This is a genomic window from Lysobacter sp. DMC97, from assembly GCF_056313745.1.
Genome location: NZ_JBQUZR010000001.1, coordinates 148,798 through 174,152 on the forward strand (window position 1 = coordinate 148,798; position 25,355 = coordinate 174,152).

Consider the following 25,355-nt stretch of genomic DNA (forward strand, 5'->3'; position numbering starts at 1 on the left):
ATGCTTGCAGATCGTTTGTTATATCGAGATGACAACTTTGCCACTTGCATGACCTGTCTCCACGTAACGGATGGCATCGACGACTTCCGAGAGCGGGAAGCGTCGACCGATGACCGGGCGAAATGCGCCTTGGGCGAGCAGATCGACGAGGGTCTTCAGGGCGGTGGCCGTGGTGTTGCTGCTGACGCAATTCCAGCGTTGGCGACGCGCGAAGAGCGACATCAGCATGACCCGCAGCGCGGGTCGCAGCGGGCCGAACAACCCGTTGGGGGCCGCGCTGCCGACCCAGACGAACCGACCGTCGGCGGCCAGCACGCGCCGGCACTGCCTGAGGCTGCGGCTGCTGACGAGATCGATGATCACGTCGTAGCGGATGTCTTCCGCGGTGAAGTCCTGTTGCCGATAGTCGATGACCCGATCCGCGCCGAGATCGCGCACCATCGCCGCCTTCTCCGCACTGCAGACCGCAGTGACGATGGCGCCGGCATGTTTCGCGAACTGCAGCGCATGGATGCCGATGCCACCGCCGGCGCCGTTGATCAACACCTGCTGGCCCGGGCGCAATCCGCCGAAATTCTGCACGGCGAACAACGCCGTGCACCCGGCGATCGGCAGCGAAGCCGCTTCCTCGAATGACAGCGCAGACGGCATCCGCGCCAGCTGGTCCACGGGAACGCAGAGATATTCGGCGAAAGCGCGCGTGAGGCCCGACAACGGCGTCGTCAGTTCGCCGAAGACGGCATCGCCGGGCCGCAGATCGGTCGTGGTGTCGCCGATCCTGTCGATCACCCCGGCGAAGTCCAGGCCCAGCCCGATGTTCTTCGGACGTCGCAGCCCGGTCAGGGCGCGAAACAGGTAGGGCCAACCGCGGAGCATGTAGACGTCCGCCGGATTGAGCGAGGCGGCACGCACGCGGATACGCACTTCACCCGGCCCGGGTTCGGGGACGGGCACGTCCTCGACCCGCACGCGGTCGGGCGAACCGTATTGCCGGTAGACGGCAGCCTTCATACGCCGCCTCTGACATCGGTTTCGATCTTGACGATCGTGCCCTGCGCGACCGCCACCAGCATCGACTCGCCGCCGCGCACGACGTAGAGCTTGCACTCGCACACCGCCTGGCGCAGCGCGAACGCCAGCACCGTCGCCTTGGCGACCAGCACATCGCCGATGGTCGGCATCACGTAGTTGATCTTGAACTCGGAGGTCACGCAGTTGCCGAGTACCGTCGCGCCCGCAAAAGTGAGGCAATTGTCGGCGAGGTAACTGACGACGCCACCGTGCACGAAGCCGTAGCTCTGCTTGAAATCCTCGCGGATGCGCAGCGACAGTTCGGCATAGCCTTCCGACAGTTCGCACAGCTCGGTGCCCAGCAAGCGACTGAACGGCTGCGAGACGAGGACGTGCTGACCTTTTTCGAAAAATTCACCCACCAGCGTATGTCCTTCCCTGATTTACTGCAGACGCGGATCGTTCAGGCCCATGCGGCCGAGTGCACCGGCACAGGTCTGAACGTCGCGACCGAACGGATTGATCACCTCCCCGAAGGACGCGCCGCTGCCGGCCGGGATGAGGTATTTGACGAACGTCGAGAGCGTGCCGCTCGGGCCAACGTCCACGAAATGGAAGTCGCCACGCTGCAGCAGGCCGCGCACGGTCGCATCGAAGGCGATCGGATGCCGGAACGTGGACCACAGCCGCTGCGGCCACACGCCCGGGTCGGTGTCGCGGTCGTACACGGCGCCGTCGCAGCAGGACACGAACGGGATGCGCAGCGGCTGGAAATCCTGGCGGCGTGCGAGTTCCAGGAACCTCGATTCCAGCGGCTGCTGCATCTCGGTGTGGAACCCGTAATTGACCGCCAGCACCTGATGCAGGATGCCCTCGCCCGACAGCACCTCGCGCAGGCGCTGGATGGCCGCGACCGGTCCGGTGACGACCTGGTGCCGGTCGAAGTTCCGCGCCGTCACCCAGCACCCCGCGAGCGCGTCGGCGTGGGTGTGCGCCAGATCCGGCGCATCGATCACCGCCAGCATCTGCGCCGCCGGGCTTTCGGCCTCGACCATCTTCGCGTACTCGACCGAGAACCGCAGGCCCTGTTCCAGCGACAGGGCGCCGCCGACGATCGCCGCGGCGAGTTCGCCGAGGCTGTAGCCGAGCAGGTACGCCGGTTTCGCGCCGGCCTCCATCAGCACCTTCGCGAGGCTGTATTCCAGGGCGCCCAGCGCCGGATTGGTGTACAGCAGGCGATCGAAGGGCCGGCTCTTGTCGTCGCCCCGATACAGGATCTCGCACAGCGAGCGACCGATCAGCGGTTCCGCGATTTCGTCGCAGTGATCCATCCACATCCGGAAACGCGGATGCCGGTCGTAGAGCTCCCGTCCCATGTGGTGGTACTGGGAGCCCTGGCCGGAGAACATGAAGACGACGGGCAGATCCATGGACGATCAGGCCACCGAAAGCTCGTCGAGGTCGAAGTAGCCGTTGAAGCCTTCCATGTAGACCGCGGCGCGATGGCCGAACAGCACGACGGCCGGCGTGCGCGTGGCCAGTTCGTCCTGCGCCATCGCCGTCGACTTGACGCGCGTGCCGACCGGATGACGGCTGTTCCACTCCGCGACCTTGCGCTCCGCGGCGGCGAACCGGTCGGCGCCGGTGCCGACCGGTTCGGCAGGCTTCGCGGCCGCGGCTGGCGCAGGCGACGCCACGGCGGCCGGCGCGGGTTCGCTCTTCGCCGCAGGCGCTGCAGGTGCCGGTGCGGGCGCGGGCGCAGCCTTGTCGGCGCTGGCCTTCGCGAGCTGCCGGATCTTGAGGATCATCTTCGCCAGCACGTCGCCGTGGCCGACCTCGACGAATTCCATGTCGTCGGCGCGCGACATCAGGTAATGGATCGAATCGCTCCACAGCACCGAACTGTGGATCTGCTTCGACAGGTACTCGACGACGGCGTTGTCCGGATACGGCTTCGCGGTCAGGTTCGCGATCACCGGGATCTTCGGCTTCGAGAACTTGCGCTTCTTGAGGAAGGCCTCGAACTTCTGCGCCGCCGGGATCATCAGCCGCGAATGGAACGCGCCGCTGGTGTTCAGCGGGACATACATCACCTTGTCGAAGTTGAAGATGTCCTGGCAGGCGGCGATGTCGGCGGACGGGCCGGAAATCACGGTCTGCATCGGCGTGTTGCAGTTGGCGATGTCGACGTTGACCAGGCCCTTTTCCTTGAGCAGGGTCTCGATCTGCTCGCGGGTGGCATTGACGATCGCCGCCATCGCGCCTTCGGTGGCCTGGCTCATCAGCTCGCCGCGCTTCTTCACCAGCCTCACGCCGGTCTCGAAATCGAAGCACTCGGCCGCCAGCAGCGCATTGAACTCGCCAAGGCTGTGGCCGGCCAGGAAGTCCGGGGCCCCGCTGTCCTTGACGCGCTTGTAGTACGACAGCGCGTTGACGACGAACAGCGCCGGCTGGGTGAACTGGGTCTTGCTCAGCTCCTTGCGCGGGTCGGTCAGGCACAGTTCCTTGATGGAATAGCCCAGTACTTCATCGGCCTTCGCGGTCAGCTCCGGAAACTCGTCGAACAGTTCGCCGCCCATCCCGCGCGCCTGCGAACCCTGTCCCGGAAACATGTAGGTCTTCATCGAATTCTCCTGAATGAAACGTGTGCCTTGCCAATGCAGACGATTGGTCGCGGCGCTATCGACAGCGCTCGAGACAGACCGCCGTGTTGATGCCGCCGAAGCCCATGCTCATGTTGAGCGCGCGCTCGATGGCGTGATCGACGGGGGACGCCCCCACCCAGCGGAACCCGTCGTCGAAAGGGTTCTCGAGATTGCGCGTCGGATGCAGCCGTCCGGCGCGCATCTGCAGCATGATCGCGATCAGTTCGACCAGGCCCGCGGCGGTCAGGCCGTGCCCGACCAGCGACTTGGTCGCGTTGATCCAGGCGTGGTCGAGTCCGCAGGCGCGCAGCGCCGCCAGTTCGGTCTCGTCGCCGACCCGCGAGGCGGTGCCGTGCGGGTTGACGTAGTCGATGGCGTCGGCCTCCAGGCCGGCCATCGCCAGCGCCTTCCGGATCACCGTCGACTCGCCTTCGAAGGACGGGTTCGGGTTGCGGTTGCCGTCCCAGGCCATCGCCCAGCCGGTCAGCGCCGCGTACGGCGGCGTCCCGTCCGGCCGTGGCGTGCCCTCGCGACGAATCACGACGGCACCGCAAGCCTCGCCGAAGATGAAACCGTCGCGGTCGCGGTCGAACGGCCGGCAGGCGAGCGCCGGTTCGTGGCCGAAACGATCCGAGCCCATGGCGCCCAGCGAGCGGAACGCCTGGCACTCGTAGAACGACAGGTCCATCAGCGCACCGAGCGCGATGCAAACGTCGACCTGCCCCGAGCGCACGGCCTCGATCGCCTGGATCGTCGCCAGCTGTCCGCTGGCGGATGCACCGCCGACGGTGATCGCCAGCCCGCGGATCCCGAACGTCTCGCTGCACAGGCCGCACAGGTCGGTGTCCATGAACGACATCGCGTAGGTCGGACGCAGGAACGCGACGTTGTCCTGGTACTTGAGCATCTGCTGCGCGAGTTCGCGCTGCTGGACGTTGGAACCGCCGACGATCAGGCCGATGCGCGCCGGATCGACCGCATCGAGCCCGGCGTCGTGCCAGGCTTCGTGCAGGGTCGCCACTGCGACCTGCGCCGACCACGATGCGTTGCGGAGCTTCGATGCCGGAATCGAATCCGGCACGCGCAACGCATCGATCTCGGCACCGATGAACGGCGCATCGCCCTCGCCCGCTTCGGGACGCTGGCGGCCCGCGCGCTGCATCGGCGCGAACCGGTGCTCACCGGCGAGCAGGGCGGCGGTGAACGCGTCGCGGCCCTGGCCGATCGACGTGGTCACGCCGATGCCGTCGACGACGAGGCGAGCGGGTGCGGAAGCCTGCATGCTCAGAGCCTTGCGTGCATCAGTCCGGCCAGCTCGCCCATGTTCTCGGCCTTGGCCAGCTCGATCATCGGCATCTTCAGCGACAGCGATTCGAGCGTCATCATGAGGATCTCGGAGCGGTCGATCGAATTGGCGCCGAGCGCGCGCAGCGAATCGGAGAACTGGAACGGATGGTCGTCGAGCCCGGGCACGACTTCCTTGGTATGGCCGGCGATGATGTCGAAGACGTCTTGTACGTTCATGCTGATGTCCTTTGAGGGCGATGGTCGGTGGATGCGCGGTATGCGCCCGTGGCCGACGTGAAACGAAAGGGAATGTGGGGACGGATCGACGATCAAGCTCCGAACAAGGTCGCGATCCTGGCCTTGACTTCCGGTTGGGCGAAGGTCACCCCGTGCATGGCGACTTCCTGCGCGATCGTCGCCGGCAGCGCCTCGCGCAGCGGTGCACTGAGGTGGTCCTTGAGCGCGACCAGCGACACGCGCGGCTTCTCGGCCAGCGTGTTCGCCATGTCGAGCGCGTGGGCCATGACCCGGTCGCGCGGCACGACCGGGAACGGCACGCCGCGCTGCTGCAGTTCCTCGCCGCGGTAGTTGTTCGCGGACAGCATCATTTCCGTGGCCAGGGCGATGCCCAGTTTCTGCGGCAGGATGAACGTCGCGCCCATGCCCGGGGTGAAGCCGTAGCGCATGAAGTTCGTGGTGTAGATGTTCTCGCGACCCAGCACGACCAGGTCGGCGAACAGGCCCAGCACGAACCCGCCGCCGATGCCGTGGCCCTGCATCGCCGAGATCACCGGCACCGGGCAATGCAGCGGCAGGCTGTAGAGGGCGCGGTCGGTGAACGCGCCGCGTCCGTCGGACAGGTTCAGCAACTGCTCCTGGGTGCCGCCGCTGGCGAAGTAGTTGTCGTAGCCGGTGAGGATCACGACCCTGCAGTCCGGCTGCCGCTCCACCTCCGCGAACGCGTCCATCAAGCCCTGGGTGATGGCTTCGGAAAAGGTGTTCTTGCTCACCCGGTCCTGCATCCTGATCTGCAGGACGTGCGGAGCGACGAACTGCAGGTCGACGGCCTTCTCCGTGCTCACGCCGCGCCTTCCCACGGGAACTGCCCCGTCTTCACGTAACGCGAGATGCGCTGCAGGTTCTCGACGTCGGTGAACACCTCGACGTTCGCGGCCAGCGCCTTCGGTTCGGCGGCGGCCAGCGAGCCCTCGATCGACGCCATATAGCGCTTGTAGCGGGCGATGCTGTTCTTGTTGAGGCGGCGCAGGCGCAGCAGGTTCTTGCGCAGCAGGTTCTCGCTGTTGTCCTCGAAGGCGTCGACCAGCCCCCATGCGTGCGCGGTCTGCACCGTCACCGGCTGGGTCGACAGGGTCATGGCGTTGGCCCGGGCGAAGCCGATCCGACGAATCAGGAACGGCAGGACGCAGGCCGGCATCAGCCCGAACAGCAGCTCCGACAGACTGAACACCGCGGCCGAATCGGCCAGCACGAGGTCGCAGGCGGCGACGAAGCCGATGCCGCCCGCATTCGCCTTGCCGCGGACGTGCGCGATCGAGACGAACGGCCCGGTGGCGAGCCGGCGCCACAGCGCGTACATCGGGCCGGGATCCTGCTGCGGCACGCCGTCATGGTCGAAGGTCTTCTGCAGCTCGGCGAAATCCGCGCCGAAGCAGAACACCTCCGGCAGCCCTTCGACCACCACGATCTTGGCGCGCGCGTCGCAGAGGTCCATCGCCGCGACGAACTCGGCGATCAGACGGTCGTTGATCGCGTTGTTCGCGCCGGGGCGATGGATCTGCAGATAGGCGATGTCGTCGTCGAACCGCACGCGCAGTTCGGTGAAGGCACTGGGATCCATCAACCGACCCACTCGTATTCGCGGTGGAATTCCTTGATCTCCTTCAGGAACAGCACCGGCTTGCCCATCGCGGTCCGGGCGCGGGAGATGAAGGTGTCGTCGAGCACGACGTTGCGGGTGCCGAACTTGACGGCGTTGCTGCCGACCAACAGGCGATCGTATTCCTCCATCGTCAGCTCGGTGCGGCGGTCGAGGTGTTCCTTGACGCCCATCTTGCGCAGGCGCTCCTGGCCTTCCTTCCGCGCGACGCCACTGAAGAACTCGGAGCAGCAGCCGGAGCCGTAGGAGAACGCGCCGATGCGCTTGGGCGTCTCGAAGTCGCCGTGCTCGATGGTGCTGAGGATCGCCAGCGACATGGTCGCGCCCATGATGTTCGCGATGCGCTGGCAATAGGCCATGCCGGGCAGGACGCGGTTCTCGAAGTCCTGTTCGATCTCGGCCGGCTTGGCGCGGACCATCTTGCGCATCATGTTGCGGTGCGCGCCCTTGACCATGCCACCGAACGGGCAGTGGTAGGCGATGTACGAGAAGGTCTTGGCGAAGTCCGCGTCCGGCACGCGCTTGCGGTATTCGAGGAAGCTGTTCTCGCAGCAGTCGAGGTACGACAGCAGCGACAGGTCGGAGTCGCCGGCGTCGCCATCGATGGTCGGGCGGCAGGTGTCCATCACCTCGTGGCCATAGTAGCCGTTGGCGCCGACGTCGACCTGGAAGATGTACGGCTGTTCGCTGATCAGCATCGCGACCGCACCCGAGCCGTTGCTGGGCTCGGCGAACGACCAGTCCGCGGTCAGCGCGTCGCCGCCCTCCTCGACCATGAAGCGCGAGATGTCGGTGGCGAGCACCAGCGCCTTCGCGCCCGGCGAGGCCTGCGACAGCACGAAGTTCACCGCCATCTGGATGCCGGCGGCACCGGAATAGCAGGCGTTCTTGATCTCGAACAGGCGGCAGTTGCGATTGAGGCCCAGCAGCGAGTGGCAGTAGGTGCTCATCGACTTGCCGAAGTCGAAGGACGACTCGGTGCAGGTGATCACCATCTCGATGCGGTCGCGCTCCTCGGGGCTCAGCGCATCCACGATCGGCTTCGCGGCGTTGACCGCGAAGGTGATGGGATCTTCGTACGGCAGCGCGACCGTCTTCTCCTTCATCAGCAGATTGTCGAACCGGGTGGTGTCGAGCTTGCGATGCTCGGCCAGCTTGCGGACGTCCAGGTACGCCGTGCCCGCGAAAACGTTCATTGCCTCGATGCCGACTGCTCTCATTACTGTTTCTCCAAACCTTGTAAGGTGTTGATTCCTGTCTTGCCCGCCGCGACCGTCGTCAGCAACGCCGGTCGTCGAGCAGAATCCGCCAATCCATCTTCGCGCCCTTCACCCAGAGTTCCGCGATCTTCTCGATCTCGCCGGTCTCGGCCAGTCGACGGATGAACTCCTGGCCGGCCTGGGTGTCGCCGATCTCGAGTTTGTCGCCGGCGCCGCTGCGGATCGAACCCCGGAACGCCTTGCGGTGATAGAAGTTGTCCTTTTCCTGCAGGAAGCCCTCCAGCAGCTCCTCGAATTCGTCGATCGTGCGGACGACGAAGGCCACGCGCTCCTGCATCTCGGTGCGGCCGGTCTGCAGCGTCCGGGCGATGCGGCGCAGGGTCTCGGCGCTGCGGTCGGTCTTCGCCAGGAATGCCGGATAGGCCTGCAGCGTGGCGTGCAGGGTGTCCGCGTTGCGCGCCGAAAACACCAGCAACTGCGGGGCGTCTGCGTCGTCGTCGTGCGCCGCGCTGCGATCGATGTATTCCTCGATCACGACGTGGGCGTTGGCGCCGCCGAAACCGAAGCTGCTGACGCCACCGATGCGCGTCTGCCCGGCCGGCACCTCCCAGTCGACCGCCTGCTGCGCGACGCGGTACGGCGTGCGGCGCAGGTCGATCAGCGGACTGACGGTGTCGCAGTGCAGGCTTCGCGCGATCTTCTTGTGGCGGATCTGCAGGATCACCTTGATCAGACCGACCACGCCGGCGCCGTATTCGAGATGGCCGATGTTGGACTTGATGCTGCCGAGATAGCACGGCGAGGACGCCTGCTTCTCGACCGCGGCGTCGGCATCCATCAGTTCCTTCGCGACCGTCTTCAGGCCGCTGATCTCGACCGGATCGCCCAGTTCGGTGCCGGTGCCGTGGCATTCGATGTAGCCCACGCGCTGGAAGTCGATGCCGGCGTCCTGGATCGCGCGCCGGATCACCGCCGCCTGCGCGTTCGGATTCGGCGCGGTCAGCGAGGTGGTGCGGCCGCCGTGGTTCTCGGCGGCGCCCTTGATCACCGCGTAGATGTCGTCACCGTCGCGCTGGGCCGCACGCAGCGACTTCAGCATCAGCGTGGCCACGCCCTCGCCGCGCACGTAGCCGTTCGCCTTGTCGGAGAAGGTCTTGCAGCGGCCGTCCTCGCAGAGCATGCCGGACTTGGCGAAGCTGATGTAGACGTCCGGCGCGAGCAGCGCGTTCACGCCGCCGATGATCGCGACCTGGCAATGCCCGCCGCGGATCGCCTGGATCGCGCGGTTCACCGCCACCAGCGAACTGCTGCAGGCGGTGTCGATGGGGTTGCTGGGCCCGTGCCAGTCCATGTAGTAGCTGATGCGGTTGGGTCCGACCGAGGACACGCTGCCCGTGACCGAGTAGGCCTCGACCGGCAGGTGCGCCGTCACGCTGACGTAGCTGGTCGGGCCGCAGCCCATGTAGATGGCGGTGTCGCTGCCCTTCAGGGTGTCGCCGCCGTAGCCCGCGTCCTCGAGGCATTCCCACACCGACTGCATCATGAGCCGCTGTTCCGGGCTCATGTACATCGCTTCCGCCGGGGAGATGCCGAAGAACAGCGGATCGAATTCCTTCATGCCGGAGATGAAGGAGCCCCAGCGGCTGATGCCCGGGTAATCGCGCCAGTCCCAGCGGTCCGCCGGGATCTCGCTGACCATGTCGCGCTCTTCGTCGAGCATCCGCCAGAACTCGTCCGGATTGTTCGCGCCGGCGATGCGGCAGCTCATGCCGATCACGGCGACGTCCTCGTCGCGATAGCTGGCGCGGTTGCGGTAGGCCTCGCGGAATCGGCGCGCGAACTGGGACACCGAGGCGCCGCCGGTCTCCGGCGCGCGTGCCGCCGGCCTGGCGGCGGCCGCGGCGGGAGCCGCTGCCGCATCGGCGACCTTGGCGCTGCCGACCGACAGCTTCCGGGTCATTTCCGCGCCATGGTTGTCGGCGAGGAACTGGCTGAAGCGCAGCAGGTTCGAGGCCTCGAACATCGCCGTCGGCATCAGGTTCAGGTCGTAGACGTGGTTCAGATGCGAGACGAAGCTGGAGATCAGGATCGAGTCGAAGCCGAAGTTGGTCCAGTCCTCGTTCTCGTTGATCTGGTTCGGCTTCATCTTCAGGTGCTGCGCGGCCTGCAGGCGCATTTCCTGCAGGATCTCGCGCTGCAGGCGGTCGAGATCGGCCGACGACTGCTGCGTCGCCGCCGGCGCCGCGGCCGCGACCGCCTTCGGCGGCGCGAACAGCGCGGCCTGCGCGCTCTTCTGCCCGTAGAGCGGCAGCAGGCCCGCATGCGGCGAGGCGATGGCCCGGCGCATGGCCTTCAGGCCTTCGGCGGTGGGCATCGGCTTGATCGCATAGGCGCGCGCCAGCGTCTCGCGGCTCGCGTCGTCGAGCTGCATCGCCCCCTCTTCCCACAGCGGCCAGTTGATCGAGACCGAGATCCCGCGGGCCTGCTGCGTGCGCACGCGCGCCGCGCGGGCCTCGATGTACGCGTCCATGTAGCCGTTGCCGGCGGCGTAGTCGAACTGGCCGGCGTTGCCGAGCGCACCGGCGACCGAGGAGAACGCGACGAAGACGTCGAGCGGACAGGCGGCGGTGGCGCGATCCAGGTTCTGGAGGCCCTGCACCTTGGGCGCGAGCACCCGCTCGATCGACGCGTCGGTCTTGTTGACCAGCAGCGCGTCTTCGAGCAGGCCGGCGGCGTGCACGACGACGTCGATGCCGGGGAACTCGGCCACGATGGCTTCAAGCTCTTCGAGCTTGGCGATATCGCAGCGACGATGGACCACGGTCGCGCCGAGCGCCTGCAGCGCTTCGATGGCCGCGTTCTCCGCCGTGTCCGGCGTGCGCCGGCCCAGCAGGATGAGCGTGCTGCCCTTGCTGCGTTCGGCGATGTCGCGCGCGACCAGCAGACCGAGCGCGCCGAGGCCGCCGGTGATCAGCGCGGTGCAGCCGTCGCGCCAGGCGAACTCGGCGCCCATGTCGGCGTCGGCGTCCTGGAATTCCAGGGCCACGTACTCGTCGCCGGACTTCAGGCGGAAGTCGATCTGCGAATGCTCGATCGACATGGTCTTCATCGCCGCCCACAGGCCGCGCGACAGGCGATCGTCCGCGGCAGTGTGCAGTTCCAGCAGCGCGGGGCCGCCCTTGTCCTGCGCCAACGCCTGCGCGGCCGCGAGCAGCGCGTGGGTCGTGGCGACGTAATCCTCGCCTGCCTGCACCACACGCACGTTGCGATCCCCGGCGGGCGGCGGCGTCGCGACCTTCCAGACCGGCCGACGGAAGTTGAGCGTGTCCTGCCTGGCGTTGAGATCGATCTCGCGGGTCTGGAAGCCCTCGATGATCACCAGCACCCGGCCGTGCTCGTCAGTGGCGGTGTAGTGGAAGCCGTCGGCGCGCTTGCGCGCATGCACGAACATCGTGTCGACGAGCGCATCGACGACCAGCGTGCTGGTCACCGCGAACGGCACCACGTTCGCTTCCGGGTTGTCGACCAGCGCAAGGCCGCTCTGGATGATGCTGTCCAGCGCACCCGCGTCCATCGCCATGCCGCGCGCGGACGAGCCGGGCAGACGGACCTTCGCGAAGCCGTCGTTGCGGTCCTCGGACATGAAAATGTCCTCGACGCCGCGATGCGACGGGCCCAGCTCGACGCCGCGGTTGCGGTAGGTCTGGTAGAACGCGGCCTTCGTCGGGCCCGGCCTGGAGCAGAGCGCACGCAGCGCGGCCAGATCCACGTGACGTTCGTAACCCTTGGCGGCCAGGTAGTCGGCGGTCTTCTGCACCGACACGCGCGACTGGAAGTGGACGCCCTGCTCGGTGCTCACCTCCACGCCGAACTGGCCGGGGCCGCCCGGATAGACCCGGATCGTGACCGTGCGCGGGTCCTTCACCGTCAGCGCGTTGACGAACACGCTGTCGCCGAGCACCAGCATCGTGCCCTCCTCGGGCGGCGCCGAGGCCGCGACCGCGGCGCGGGCGATCTCCAAATAGGCCATGCCGGGCAGGATCTTCTGCCCCTGGATGATGTGGTCGGCAAGGAACGGCTCGCTGCCGTCCAGGACCGCGCGGAATTCGCCGATCGGGTAGTCGCTGGGCTTGTCCATCGATGCCGTCGCGTTCATGGGTTCACCGCCAGGGAAGACGCGGCGCGATCGCCTGCGGCATCGCTGCGGAGCGGTGCCGTCGGCACTAGGGCGCGGACGTGGAAATGAGTGATCTTCACGAGCGATTCGCCGCTTTCGCTGAGGATGTGGATGTTGAACTGGAGGATGCCGGACCCGGCGCCGTGCGCGTCGCCGACCCGCTCGACCAGCGCATGGCAGTGCGGGGTGAGGCTGCCGAGGATCTCGATCTCGTCGATCGCGAACGGCAGGTGCGGCACGCCGCCTTCTTCCGTCGCGAGCAGCGCGACCACGGCCTGCAGGGCGCCGTCGATCAGGGTCGGATGCAGCACGTACTGCTCGAAGTCCTTCGACAGCGACGGATCGAGCACCAGCTTGGCCAGCGCGCAGCCGTCGCCGATCGCGACGCTGTCGATCACCCGGAACGTCGGGCCGTAATCGAAGCCGAGGTTCTGGAAGATGCGGTAGTAACGCTCGCCGTCGCGGGACTCGCCGCAGCGGTGCCGCCATTCCGCCAGCGAAGGCCGTGCGGCGGCTTCCGAGGCCGGGTTCTGGTCGAACAGCGCGCGGCCTTCGCAATGCAGCACCGTCTCCTGATCGTCGTCGACGGTGGTGATCGCGAATTCCGCACCGCTGCCGACGCCGGACTTGCTGCGCAGGCCGATCTTCAAGTCCTGCGGCGGCTCGGTCAGCGACAGCGGCTGCACCCAGTAGATGTCGCGCAACCGGCGCACGCGGCGCTGGCCGGCGATGCTGGCCGCGACGCAGGCCATTTCCAGGAACCCGGCGCCCGGGAACACCGCCTGCCCCTGGATCCGGTGATCGCGGGCGTAGTAGCGGTCGCCGTCGAGCGCGGCGGCGAAGCGGATGCCGTCGAGGGTCGAGACGTTGTGCGAGATGAGCGGATGCAGGCGCGCCGGAGCGGCTGCGGCCGGCGCCATCTCGGCGGTCGCGAAGTCGACCACCCAGTGGCGTTCGCGGGCGAACGGATACACCGGTGCGGCGACGACATGCCGGACCGACCCGTCGTCGAGGCGCGCCCAGTCGACCTTGCCGCCCTCGATCCAGAAGGCGGCGAGCCCGGCGTGATCGCGTGCCGCACACAGCGCCTGCATGCGCTCGCGCTGTTCGCGCGAAGCGAGGGCGGCGCGCGGATCGACACGCCCCTGCCACAGCCGATCGCGGCCGGCGACCAGCGTCGCGTCACCGTCCAGCCAGCGCTGCAGGGTCTGACGCAGCTGCTGCGCACTCGTGACGACCAAGGCCAGGCGTTCGGGCATGGCTTCACGACCGATCTGCAGCGTGTGGCACAGGGCGGCCACGTCGCAGTCCGGGTTGAGCGCCAGGAAATCGACATGGCGCCAGGCGTACTCTCGCAGGCGTTCGGCATTCATCGCCGACAGCACGAACAGCGCATCGCCGCCGCGGGCCGGGGTCGCGATCGCGCGACCTTCGGCGGGCAGGTACTCCTCCAGCACCGCGCAGGCGTTGACGCCACCGGCACCGAACGCATTGACCAGCGCCCGACGCGGGACGCCCGCGGGCGATTCCCACGCCGTCAGCGACGTCTGCAGGTAGCACGGCGCGCGCGCGAAATCGATGTCCGGATTGACGGTGTCGGCATGGATGCTGGGGGCGATCTGCCGGTGCCGGAACTGCATCAGGACCTTGGCGATGCCGGCGATGCTGGTCGCGGACTCGGCGTGGCCGATGTTGGCCTTCAGCGACGCCAGCGCGCAGAAGCCGGTCTCGCTGGTCTGCTGCGCGAAGGCCTGGGTGATGGCCGCGACTTCGAGGCTGTCGCCCATCCGCGTGCCGGTGCCGTGGCCTTCGATGAAGCCGATCGAGCGCGCCGGCACGTCGGCCTGCGCCAGCGCCTGCGCGATGACGTGCGCCTGCGAGTTCGGATTCGGCGTGGCGTAGCCGTTGGAACGCCCGCTGTGGTCGTAGGCGCTGCCGCGGATCACGCCGTAGATGCGATCACCGTCGCGCTCGGCCTGGCGCAGCGGCTTGAGCACGAGCGTGCCGACGCCCTCGCCCGGGATGAAGCCGTCGTCGCCCTCGCCATAGCTGCGGCACTGGTCGCCGAGCGCGAGCATGCGGCGATGGCAGAACGACTGGTACTTGGCGGGGTGCAGGTACAGGTTGACGCCGCCGGCCAGTGCGAGCTGGCACTCGCGACGACGCAGGCTTTCGCAGGCGAGGTGCACCGCGACCAGCGACGACGAGCACGCGGTGTCGATCGGCATGCTCGGTCCCTGCAGATCGAACGCGTACGACACCCGGTTCGCGATCGACCACGGCATGCCGCTGGGCGTGACCATGCGGCCGCGCTGCCAGGCTTCCGGGGCGAGCAGCTGGTACGTGTTGGTGGTCACGCCCACGAACACACCGACGTCGGCGCTCTTGCCCTTGGGATAGCGCTGCTTCAGGCGTTCGCGGGTGTAGCCGGCGTCCTCGATCGCGGACCAGGCGGACTGCAGGAAGCGACGCTCCTGCGGATCGATGATCGCGGCCTCGGCGTCGGCGATATTGAAGAAGCCGGCGTCGAACTTGTCGAAGTCCTCGATGAAGCCGCCCCACTTGCAGTAGATCTTGCCGTTGTCCGACTGCGCCGGATCCGGGTCGTAGAACTCGGCGTAGTTCCAGCGGTTCTCGGGCACGAGCTGGATGAGATCGGCGCCGGAGCGCAGGTGTTCCCAGAGCGCGTCGAGGTCGTCCGCCTGCGGGAACTGGGCGTGCACGCCGATGATCGCGATCGGTTCGGCGTGCGCCGGCACCGCTTCGGCGACGGCGACCGGCAGCGGCGCGGCCAGCGCGACCGGCGCATCGACGGCAGAGGCCGGCGGCGCAGTCGGGGCCGGTGCCGTCGCGGCGGGCGACGCATCGGTGGCGACGGCGAAATGACGGGCCAGGGCCACCGTCGCATGGTCGACGAGGTAGGCCGCGAGATCGGCGACGGTTTCGTATTCGTACATCAGGGTCTTCGGCAGATCGCCGAGATCCTGTTCCAGCGTGGCGTTGAGGCGACCGATCATGATCGAGTCGAAACCGAAGGCCTCGAAGCGTTCGTCGACATCGATCTGGTCGACCGGGATGCGGGTTTCCGCGTGGACCAGCCCGCTGACGTACGCCCTCGCCCGCGCCAGCAGCGCATCGCGGTCGGGCGATGCCGTGCCGGACGCGACGACGGGCGCCGGCGCGCCGGCCGATGCGGCGGCCGCGCCGGCCGGGTCGCAGTGCGCCGCGATCTTCGAGGCGTAGCCATACAGCGCCAGCGCCCGCGACAGATCGGACCGCAGCAGCGTGTCCCAGTAGCCGATGCCGATCTCGGTCGGCACCGCGCTGAGGCCGGTGCGGTCTTCGGTGCGCTGCAGGTCGGCCGCGGACAGCTGCATGCCGCCCTCCAGCCAGTATGGCCAGGCGATCGAGAGGCTCTTGCCGAAACGCTGGTCGCGGACACGGGCGCGTTCGCGATGCTCGGCGAAGGCGTCCATGAAGGCGTTGGCGTAGGCGTAATCGGTCTGGCCGACGTTGCCGAAACTGCCGGCGCCGGAGGAGAACAGCACGAACAGGTCCAGCGGCTCGTCGGCGGTCAGGCGGTCCAGGTGCAGGGTGCCCTGCACCTTCGGCGCCAGCACGCGACGGAAGCGCTCGCGGTCCTTGCGGATCAGCAGCGCGTCATCGCTGACGCCGGCGCTGTGGATCACGCCGTTCAGCGCACCGAAGCGCGCCTTCGCCCCCGCGACCACATCGCGGGCGCGATCGGCGTCGGTGACATCGGCCTGCAGGTAGATCGCCTCGGCACCGAGCGCCTGCAACTGCTGCAGCTTCTGCTCGCCGGCGGCATCGAGCGCCGAGCGGCCGGTGAGCACCAGCCGCGCGCGGTAGCGTTCGGCCAGATGACGCGCGAACAGCAGGCCGAGCCCGCCCAGTCCGCCGGTGATGAGGTAGACGCCGCCCTGCTTCAGCGGCACGTCGCCGGTCGACGAGGCCGACAGCGCCTGTTCGGCCAGCACGCGGACGCGACGCTGCGCGTGGGCACCCTCGCCCGCACGACGACGTACCTCGACCTCGTGCCGCGACGGCGCCTGCAGCTCCTCGACGATCGCGGTGACCGTGTCGATGGCGCGGCTCGCGGGATCGGCGTCGGTGGCGACACCGGGTTCGAGCGCAAGCACGCGCCCCTGGTAGCGGCTGTTCTCCAGCGCGAGCGAACGATGGAACGCGGCGAGGGCCTCGCAGGCCGCGAGATCCGCGCCCTCGTCGGCATGGAAGCACGACAGCAGCGCGGTCGTTCCCTTCTGCGCGCCGGCCGCCGAGAGGGCCTTGCACAGCCCGAACACGGCGTCGACACCGACCTGCAGCGCGCGTTCGGCGGCGCTGCCGTCGGCCTCCATCGGCAGGCGTGCGCCATCGGCGTTGTGGATGACGTGGGTGGGCACGTGGCCCGCGGTGCGGAGCGCGCCCAGCAGCGAGTCGAACTGCCCCGGCTGCGAGGCGTCGACGGTGAAACGGTCCGGCCCGTCCTGGACGAAGGCGCCCTCGCCCAGGCGGGCCAGCACGATCGCCTTCAGCGGCGCGGCGGCATGCAGGCGCGCGCGGATCTGCTCGAACAGCCGGTCGTCGGTGTCGAGGACCAGCAGCACGTCGTCGGCGCCGAAGGCGACCCGTTGCGCGGGCAGCGCGGCGTCGCGCCACACCGGCGCGTAGTAGGTCGCCCGCCTGGCTTCGCCGGCCACGACCGGCGCGGCGGCCGGCTGCGCCACGGCGATGGCCACGGGCACGGGGGCGGCAGGCGCCGGCAGCGGCTGCGGCCAGTAGCGCTCCTTCGCGAACGGATAGCCGGGCACCCGGTGCACCTTCCGCGGCTGCGCATCGCGGTGGTACGCGACCCAGTCGATCTCCGCGCCCTCCACCCAGCGCGCGGCCAGTGCAGTGGACTGCACCGCGCCTTCGCGGCGGAGCAGCGCGGCGGCCTCTTCGGTCGGAATCGCCGTGTCGTGCGTGCGGGTCACGCTGCCGCGCTGTCCGCTCGGACGACCGGCGAGGAAATCGCGCAGCTGCGACTGCAGGTCGGCGATGCTGCCGGCCAACCATGCGGCGCGTTCGCGCATCGGATCGCGACCCGTCTGCAGGGTCCAGGCGAGGTCGCGCAGGTCGAGGCCGCGCTCCTCGCGGTCGAGGAAGGCGAGCAGGTCCCGCACCATCGTCTGCAACTGGTCGGCGGTGCGCGCGGACAGCGGCACCACGCAGGGCTGCGGGCGCACTGGTTCACGGCGCAGCGTGGGCACGTACTCCTCGATCACCACGTGCGCGTTGGTGCCGCTGAAACCGAAGGCGCTGACCGCAGCGCGACGCTTGCGGCCGGAGGCCGGCGTCCACGCATGCGCGCTGCGGCTGACGTAGAACGGGGACGCGCCGAAATCGAACAGCGCGTTTTCCTGCTGGAAGTTCACGTTCGGCGCGAGGGTGCCGCTGCGCAGGCTGAGCAGCACCTTGTGCACGCCCGCGACGCCGGCCGCGCCGGAGGTGTGGCCGAGGTTGGTCTTCACCGCACCGAGGGCGCAGGCGTTGCGCTTGCCGCCGTGTTCCTTGAACACGGTGGACAACGCTTCCAGCTCGATCGGATCGCCGAGCTTCGTGCCGGTGCCGTGGGTCTCGACGTAGTTGATGGTCGAGGCGTCGATGTCGTAACGGCGATAGACGTCGCGCAGCAGCTCGATCTGGCTGTTGACGCTGGGCGCGGTGATGCCGTTGGTCTTGCCGTCCTGGTTGATGCCGGAGCCGATGATGACGCCGTAGATCTCGTCGCCGTCGCGCTCGGCATCCGAAAGGCGCTTCAGCACGACCGTGCCCACGCCCTCGCCGGGCACGAAGCCGTCGGCGCGGTTGTCGAAGGTCTTGCACTGGCCGTCGCGCGAGAGCATGCCGGCGCGGCACATGCCGAGGTAGGACTCGGGGATCAGGTAGAGGCTGACGCCGCCGGCCAGACCCATGTCGATCTCGTGGTTGAGCAGCGCCTGGCTGGCGAGGTGGATCGCGACCAGCGACGAGGAGCAGGCCGTGTCGATCGGGATCGCCGGCCCCTTGAGGTTCAGGTGGTAGGCGACGCGGCCGGCACCGATCGCGAAGCTGTTGCCGGTGGTCTCGACGTTGAGCGGATTGCCCTTCGCCAGCAGCAGCGAATACTCGCTGCTCATGATGCCGAGGTAGACGCCGCACTTGCGATTGCTCAGCGCCGCGCTGGAATAGCCCGCATCCTGGAAGGCGCGGTAGCTTTCCTGCATGAACAGGCGATGCTGCGGATCCATGACCTCGGCCTCGGACGGCGAGATCTGGAAGAACATCGGGTCGAATTCCTCCGCGTCGTCGAGCATGCCCAGCCACTTGCAGTAGACCTTGCCGGGCTTGCCGGGCGTGGGGTCGTAGTAGGCGGACACGTCCCAGCGCGACGGCGGGATTTCGCGGATCGAGTTGCGGCCTTCGATCAGGTTGAGCCAGAACCGTTCGAGGTTGTCGGCACCCGGGTAGCGCCCGGACATGCCGACGATGGCGATCTTCTCCGCGATGCGTTCGACGACATGCACAGGCTGCGCGGACGCAGCGACACCGGTCGCGGCCGGCAGGCTGCGCGAGCGGCGATGCAGCGCGTTCTGCGCGACGGGCGCCGCGGGGACGAAGCCCGGCAGCGGCGCGGGCGCGGGCATCGGCACCGCCATCGCGACCGGCTGCGACGGCGCCGCGACGGGCGCAGCCGTCTCGGTGGCGACCGGCTGCGGGAGGCTATCCGGCGGCAGCTTCGCGAGTTCCTCGTGGACGAAGCGCGCGAGCGCATGCAGGTTGGAATAGTCGTAGACGCGGGTCGCGGAGATCTCGAGCCCGTAGGTCTTGTTGATTGTCTTGACCCACTCGACGCCGACGATCGAATCCAGGCCGAGGTCGACGAACGACTTGTCGTAGTCGATCGCGGATTCGTCCAGATACAGGGCCTGCGCGAGACTGCCGCGCAGTTCCGGCTTCAGCGATTCGGCGGTATGGCGGCTGGCGGGCGCGGACGGTGCGCGCGGCGGCGCGGCGACCACCGGCGGATCGAAGGTCGGCAGATCGAGCACGACGCTCGGCACTGCGGCGGCCGCGGGCACGGGGGCCACGGGGACGGACGCGGCTGGCGCGGGCTGCGGAAGCGACGGCGTCGCCGGCGCCGTCTTCGCGGCGGCCTGCGGCAACTGGCTTTCGACGTAGACGGTCAGCGCCGCGAGGTTCGCGTAGTCGTAGACGCGGGTGGCGCCGATCTCGAGGCCGAGCGCCTTGTTGATGCTCTTGACCCATTCGACGCCGACGATGGAATCCAAGCCGAGGTCGACGAACGGGCGATCGTCGTCGATGCTCGCTTCATCGAGATACAGCGCCTGCGCCAGCGACGTCTTGAGCAGCGCGCGCACGTCGACGCGCGCATTCGCGGTGGCGACGGACGGGGCTGCCGCGACCGGCACGGACGCCGGGAGCGGCGTCGAGACAGACGTCGAGACGGGCGCGGCCGGCGCCTGCACCGAGGCGGTCGCGTCCAGCGCGGCGAGGCGCGAGGCGCTGGGTTTCGGCTGATGGCGGCCGACCACCGAGGGCACCGAGACCGGCTCGGCCAGCGTGATCGCGTTGGGCTTGCCCAGGATCGGCGCATCGAGCACGACGGCGAGCGGCATGGCGGCTGCGGGCTGCGCCACGACATCGGCCGCACCGGCCGGCACGAACCCGCGCCAGCGGAGGGCGACGACGCCGTTGGCGTCGCACCAGTCCATGTCGAGCGTCGGCGTGTCGCCGCCGCTCCAGCGCAGCCACACCCACGTCGGCGAACCGCTGGCCGACAGCACCGCCAGCGAGGCGAGATCGCGCGGCACGAGGCGATCGAGTCCCAGCAGCGGCGCGAGCGCGTCGAACACGCGATCGGCGAACGCGGGATCCAGCAGCAGGCCCGGCGTGGGCACCAGGCGCGCGTCGGTGGCGGCGATCAGCCACTCGCCTGCCCCGCTCCACACGCGCCAGTCGGCCGGCGCGCGATCGCTCGGCCAGGCCGTCGCGGACATGCGGGCCGCGAGCGCGGCGAGATCGAGCCGCTGGCCGGCATCCGAGGACGCCAGCTCGCCGCTGCCCTGCGCATGCACGCAGTCATCGCCGCTGTAGAGGTCGAAGTCGATGCCGCCGGTCGCGGACGGGAACAGCGCGATGTGCAGCGGCCGCGTGCCGTCGGCGACGAAGGGCGACGCGAACCGCAGCGCGCCGAGTTCGACCGCGGTGGTCGCCGTAGGCTCGCGCCGCGCGCAGGCCAGCGCGGCCCGCGCCATTTCCAGCAGCAGCGAGGACGACAGCCCGGCCTCGCCGGCGCCGGTCGCCGGGAACACCGACGAGAAGCGCAGCTGGTCGAGATCCGAGGTGTTCTCGTGCAGCAGCGGGTGCAGGACCGAGGCGCCCTGCACCGCGGGCTTCGGCCCGATGTGCGCGAACAGGCCCACGGTCGGGTCGATCCAGTACTTGTCCTTCGCGAACGGATACGTCGGCAGGTGCATGCGACGCGGCGGATGCTTGCCGTGGAACTTGCGCCAGTCCAGGTCCAGGCCTTTCGACCACAGCTCCGCCAGCTTGGGCAGCTTGCGCTGCGCGATCCATTTGTCGAGGACGGCCTCGTAGTCGTCGTCGGCGACGAACAGGGCGAGCATCTCCTTGTTCGCCTTGATCTGGCCGCGATAGGCGCCGGTCGCGTCGTCGTCGAGGAGCGCGCTCAGGGCCTCCTGCAGATGGGCGGCGGAGTCGACGACGAACGCCAGGCGCTCCTCCATCGCTTCGCGGCCGACCTGCAGCGTGTACGCCAGCGAGGCGAAATCGATCGCGCGTCCGGCATCCGAGGCTTCCTGCAGCAGGAACAGCAGGTCGCGGACCTTCTGCATCAGCTGCTCGGGCGTGCGCGCCGACAGCGGCACGATCGCCGGAAGACCGTCGGCAGCCTGCGCCTCGGGCGCGACGTATTCCTCGATCACGAAGTGCGCGTTGGCGCCACCCGCGCCGAACGAAGACAGGCCGGCGATGCGCGGCATGCGCTTGCCGCCGACGACCGGCGCTTCCCAGTCGCGCAGGCGCTGGTTGACCTCGAACGGCGTAGGGCCGAAATCGATGTTCGGGTTCAGCCGCGCCGAGTGCAGCGACGGCACGATCTGGCGGTGCCGCATCTGCAGCACGACCTTGGTCAGGCCGGCGATGCCCGCCGCGGATTCGCAATGGCCGATGTTCGACTTCGCCGAACCGATCAGGCAGAAACCCGTGTCCTGCGTGTGCTCGCGGAACGCCTTCGACAGCGCCGCGATCTCGATCGGATCGCCCAGCTTGGTGCCCGTGCCGTGCGCTTCGATGTAGCTCACGTGGCGCGCATCGACGCCCGCATCACGCAACGCATCGGCGATCACCGCCGCCTGCGCCTGCGGGTTCGGCACCGTGTAGCCGTTGGTCTTGCCACCGTGGTTCAGCGCGCTGCCGCGGATGATCGCGTGGATCGCGTCACCGTCGCGCTCGGCATCGGACAGGCGCTTGAGCACCGCCACGCCCACGCCTTCGCCCGGGATGTAGCCGTCGCCGCCTTCGCCGAAGCTCTGGCAGTGGCCGGCGCCGGAGATGAACTGCCCGGCGCTGAGCATGCTGTACTTGTCGGGATGGATGCTGAGGTTGACGCCGCCGGCCAGCGCCATGTCGGTGCGACCGAGGCGCAGGTCCTGGCAGGCGAGGTGGATCGCGGTCAGCGACGACGAGCACATGGTGTCGAGCGTCATGCTCGGCCCGTGCACGTTCAGCGCGTAGGACACGCGGTTCGCGATGCTGGCGAGGCTACCCGACCGGTTGTACTCGCCGTACATCACGCCGGCGTACACGCCGACCTGGCCCGGCAGGCCGTTCGTGCGCGGCAGGCGCAAGCTCTTGCGCGAATAGCCGGCGTCCTCGATCGCCATCCACGCGTGCTGCAGGAACATGCGCTCCTGCGGATCGATGTACGGCGCTTCGCGCGGCGAGATGTTGAAGAACTGCGGATCGAACTCGTCGGCGCCGCTGATGAAACCGCCCCACTTGCTGTAGTGGCCCGGCTGCTCGCGGTCGTCGGTGTAATAGTCGCGCCAGTTCCAGCGTTCGGCCGGGATCTCGACGATGCAGTCGCGTCCGTCGTGCAGGTTGCGCCAGAACTCGCGCAGGCTCTCCGATTCCGGATAGCGGCCGCTCAGGCCGACGATGGCGATCGACTCGGACGCCGTCGACGACGCGGACGGGCCGCGGCGCAGCAACACGCCCGGTGCGGCGGCCTTGCCGCGCAGCGTCGGCTTCACGGCCTGGCGCACCGCGGCTGGTTCGGCGGTGGCCTGCACCGCCGGCGAGGCGGTGGGCGCGGCTGCAGCCGGCGTGCCGGCGGCCGGGGCAAGCAGGGCCTGCAGGCGTTCGGCATGGGCCTGCACCAGGTGTTCGCTGAGCGCGGCGATCGTCTGGTATTCGAAGAACAGGGTCTTGGGCAGCGGGCCGAAATGCTTTTCCAGCTTGGCGGTGAGATTCATCGCCAGGATCGAATTGATCCCGTAGCTCTCGAGCGCTTCCTGGATGTCGATCTGGTTCGCGGCGATCTTCAGCACCGGCGCGAATTCGCGGCGCAGGAAATCGCGCGTCCGCGCCAGCAGATCGCCGGCCGGCGCGCTGGCGGCCGCCTCGGTCGCGGTCGCGGCAGGCAGCGGCTCGCGCGCCACGGCAGGGGCCGGCGCTTCCACGCGCGGCGCGGGCGGCGTCGGCGCATCGAACAGCCGGCGCAAGCGACGGGCGTCGCCTTCGATGGCGAACACCTGCGCGTGCGGCGATGCGAGCGCCCGACGGAAGACCGCCAGTCCCGACGCACTGCGCATCGGCACCATGCCGGTCTGCGCCTGCAGCCAGCGCACGGCCTCGGGGTCGGGGCGCATGCCGCCCTCGTCCCACAGCGGCCAGTCGATCGACACGGTCCGACCGCTACGTTCCTGCGCGACCACGCGCGCGGCGCGGGCGGCCGCGAAGGCGTCGAGGAAGCCGTTCGCGGCGGCGTAGTCGGCCTGGCCGACGTTGCCGAACGCGGCCACGCCGGAGGAGAACAGCGCGAAAAAGTCGAGATCGAGCCCGGCGGTGGCGGCGTCCAGATGCCAGGTGCCGCGGACCTTGGGCGCGAGCACCGCAGCCGCGTCCTGCACGGTTTTCTTGAGGATGACTTCGTCGTTGCGGGTGCCGGCGCAGTGCAGCACGCCGCGGATCGGACCGATCTCGCGACCGACCGCGTCGACGACCTGCGCGCACTGCGCGGCGTCGTCCAGATCCAGCTGGCGGTAGTGAACGCGATCGCTGTGGACGCGACCGACGCCGTCGCCGCCTTCGAAGGCGCTCGCGAGCCGCGCGCGGAGGGCCTCGTCGTCCACCGAACGACCGGTGAGCACGACCTGCGCGCCGCCGGACTGCGCCAGGATCTCGCGTGCGAACAGCACGCCGAGACCGCCCAGGCCGCCGGTGAGGAGATAGACGCCGTGTTCGCGATACGGCGACTCGCCCGCGTCGGCGATCGACGGCAGCACCGTCCAGACCTGCGCATGGCGACCGTCCGCGGCGCAGCGCAACTGCGCGAGATGCGGCCTGGCGGCGGCATCGGCGAGATCGGCAGCGAGCCGCTCGGGCGTGGCCTGCGGGTCGACGAGGACCAGTTGGGTCGTCAGCGCCGGATTTTCCAGCGTCGCGGTGCGCAGCATGCCGCCCAAGCCGGCCAGCAGCCGGCCTTCCGCGGTGTCCGCGATCACGCACTGCAGCAGCGTGCGTGCGCCAGCATGCTTCAGCGCGTCCTGCAGGCGTTCGAACACCTGCAGGGCGATGGATTCGTAGCGCTGCGCGGCATGGTCGCCGGCCGTCGCGGCCAGCGCTTCGATGTCGGCACTGGCCAGCTTCGCCGCCAGCCCATCGCGTCCCGGCACGTCGCACAGCAGCACGCGCACCCGGGCGAAGCCCGCGGCGGACGCGGGCTCCACCGACGGCAGCGCTTCACCCCAACCCGGCACCGCGATCAGGGTTTCGGCCGCGCCGGCCTCGGCAAGCGCCGGAACGCTGCGGGCCTCGAAGCGCCGCGCGCTGAAGCCGCGCATCTGCACGCAGAGATTGCCGTGTTCGTCGCAGAGATCCAGATCCAGCGTCAGCTGGGCGGTGTCGGTCGAGGCGCCCTCGGCGCGGCGCACGAACACGTACGGACGCGCGCCGCAGTCGCCGAGGATGCACAGCGATTCGAGCGCGAACGGCAGCATCGGGTCGCCCGGGACCACGCCGCGTTCGCCCAGGCCGAGCGCGGCCTGCAGTGCGCTGTCGATCAGCGACGGATGCAGGACGTAGGCGGCGTTGTCCTGGCCCGCCAGACTCTCGGGCAGCGCCAGTTCGCCGAGCACCTGGCCATCGCCGCTGTCGAGATGGACGATGCCGCGGTGCGCGGGACCGTATTCGATGCCGATCTGCGCATAGGTGGCGTAGACCGTGCCCGCGTCCCAGTGGTCGCGGGTCATCGCGGCGCGCACCTGGGCCAGATCCAGCGGCGCGGCGTCGACGGCGTCGTAGAAGCGCACGCGACCGGAGGCGTGCTCGGCAGGGTGTCCGGTCGCCGCGTCTTCGCTGAACACGCGGAATTCGAGGCAGTCCTCGCCGGCATCGATGTCGATCAGGATCTCGCGCTCGCTTTCGACCGCGAACGGCGACAGCCACAGCACGTCCTCGAACGCCAACAGCGCGCCGTCGGCGAGTTCCGGCACCGCGTCGACGACCGCCGCGCGGGCCATTTCGAGATAGGCCACGCCCGGCAGCACGCCGACCGCAGCGCCCGAGGGCATCCGTACGCGATGGTCACGCAGGAAGAACTCGTCGCCGCGCAGATGCGTGCGATAGCGCTGCTGCGTCAGGGTCGAGACATTGCGATGCACGAGCGGATGCAGTTGCTCGGGCGCCGTCCTGCGCACGGAAAACTGCCTGATCAGCTCCAGCGCACCGGCTTTCCCGAGGCGCTTGCTTTTCAGCTCGCTCACAACGTATTCGACGAAATCCACCATGACATCCGATCTCTAGAGTTT

At 68.9% G+C, this 25,355-nt stretch carries 11 protein-coding genes; all 11 read right to left on the reverse strand.

Features of this window, described 5'->3' with window-relative positions:
• Positions 1-18: 18 nt before the first annotated feature.
• Entirely contained in the window at positions 19-1,011 is a 993-nt protein-coding gene (locus ACT53Q_RS00375; protein WP_476184686.1) for an NAD(P)-dependent alcohol dehydrogenase, read from the reverse strand.
• Positions 1,008-1,433 (reverse strand): PaaI family thioesterase, encoded by a 426-nt coding sequence (locus tag ACT53Q_RS00380; RefSeq protein WP_476184687.1) that lies wholly within the window; start codon positions 1,431-1,433, stop codon positions 1,008-1,010. The genes ACT53Q_RS00375 and ACT53Q_RS00380 overlap by 4 nt, the downstream gene beginning before the upstream one ends.
• A gap of 21 nt (positions 1,434-1,454) precedes the next feature.
• Positions 1,455-2,441 (reverse strand): acyltransferase domain-containing protein, encoded by a 987-nt coding sequence (locus tag ACT53Q_RS00385; protein ID WP_476184688.1) that lies wholly within the window; start codon positions 2,439-2,441, stop codon positions 1,455-1,457.
• Positions 2,442-2,447: 6 nt separating this feature from the next.
• On the reverse strand, positions 2,448-3,635 hold the full coding sequence (gene fabD, locus ACT53Q_RS00390) for an ACP S-malonyltransferase (RefSeq protein WP_476184689.1): 1,188 nt from the start codon (positions 3,633-3,635) through the stop codon (positions 2,448-2,450).
• A 55-nt stretch (positions 3,636-3,690) separates the two neighbouring features.
• Positions 3,691-4,938 (reverse strand): beta-ketoacyl synthase N-terminal-like domain-containing protein, encoded by a 1,248-nt coding sequence (locus ACT53Q_RS00395; protein ID WP_476184690.1) that lies wholly within the window; start codon positions 4,936-4,938, stop codon positions 3,691-3,693.
• 2 nt (positions 4,939-4,940) lie between these two features.
• Entirely contained in the window at positions 4,941-5,180 is a 240-nt protein-coding gene (locus ACT53Q_RS00400) for an acyl carrier protein (RefSeq protein ID WP_476184691.1), read from the reverse strand.
• Positions 5,181-5,272: 92 nt separating this feature from the next.
• A complete protein-coding gene (locus tag ACT53Q_RS00405) occupies positions 5,273-6,025 on the reverse strand; it encodes a polyketide synthase (protein WP_476184692.1) in 753 nt (250 codons plus the stop codon).
• Positions 6,022-6,801 (reverse strand): enoyl-CoA hydratase/isomerase, encoded by a 780-nt coding sequence (locus tag ACT53Q_RS00410; protein WP_476184693.1) that lies wholly within the window; start codon positions 6,799-6,801, stop codon positions 6,022-6,024. Before ACT53Q_RS00410 ends, ACT53Q_RS00405 begins: the two co-directional genes overlap by 4 nt.
• Positions 6,801-8,060: a hydroxymethylglutaryl-CoA synthase family protein gene (locus ACT53Q_RS00415; protein ID WP_476184694.1), complete on the reverse strand. Its 1,260-nt coding sequence runs from the start codon at positions 8,058-8,060 to the stop codon at positions 6,801-6,803. Before ACT53Q_RS00415 ends, ACT53Q_RS00410 begins: the two co-directional genes overlap by 1 nt.
• Positions 8,061-8,118: 58 nt before the next feature.
• The gene (locus ACT53Q_RS00420; protein ID WP_476184695.1) at positions 8,119-12,216 is read right to left on the reverse strand and encodes an SDR family NAD(P)-dependent oxidoreductase; all 4,098 of its coding nucleotides are present in this window, start codon (positions 12,214-12,216) and stop codon (positions 8,119-8,121) included.
• Complete coding sequence (locus ACT53Q_RS00425; protein ID WP_476184696.1) at positions 12,213-25,310, reverse strand: SDR family NAD(P)-dependent oxidoreductase; 13,098 nt, start codon at positions 25,308-25,310, stop codon at positions 12,213-12,215. The genes ACT53Q_RS00420 and ACT53Q_RS00425 overlap by 4 nt, the downstream gene beginning before the upstream one ends.
• Positions 25,311-25,355 lie beyond the last annotated feature (45 nt).

Excerpts from the sequence above, each read along its gene's own strand:
- ACT53Q_RS00375 (WP_476184686.1), bottom strand. The coding sequence starts at position 1,011 with ATGAAGGCTGCCGTCTACCGGCAATACGGTTCGCCCGACCGCGTGCGG.
- ACT53Q_RS00385 (WP_476184688.1), bottom strand. The coding sequence starts at position 2,441 with ATGGATCTGCCCGTCGTCTTCATGTTCTCCGGCCAGGGCTCCCAGTAC.
- fabD (WP_476184689.1), bottom strand. The coding sequence starts at position 3,635 with ATGAAGACCTACATGTTTCCGGGACAGGGTTCGCAGGCGCGCGGGATG.
- ACT53Q_RS00395 (WP_476184690.1), bottom strand. The coding sequence starts at position 4,938 with ATGCAGGCTTCCGCACCCGCTCGCCTCGTCGTCGACGGCATCGGCGTG.
- ACT53Q_RS00400 (WP_476184691.1), bottom strand. The coding sequence starts at position 5,180 with ATGAACGTACAAGACGTCTTCGACATCATCGCCGGCCATACCAAGGAA.
- ACT53Q_RS00410 (WP_476184693.1), bottom strand. The coding sequence starts at position 6,801 with ATGGATCCCAGTGCCTTCACCGAACTGCGCGTGCGGTTCGACGACGAC.
- ACT53Q_RS00415 (WP_476184694.1), bottom strand. The coding sequence starts at position 8,060 with ATGAGAGCAGTCGGCATCGAGGCAATGAACGTTTTCGCGGGCACGGCG.
- ACT53Q_RS00420 (WP_476184695.1), bottom strand. The coding sequence starts at position 12,216 with ATGAACGCGACGGCATCGATGGACAAGCCCAGCGACTACCCGATCGGC.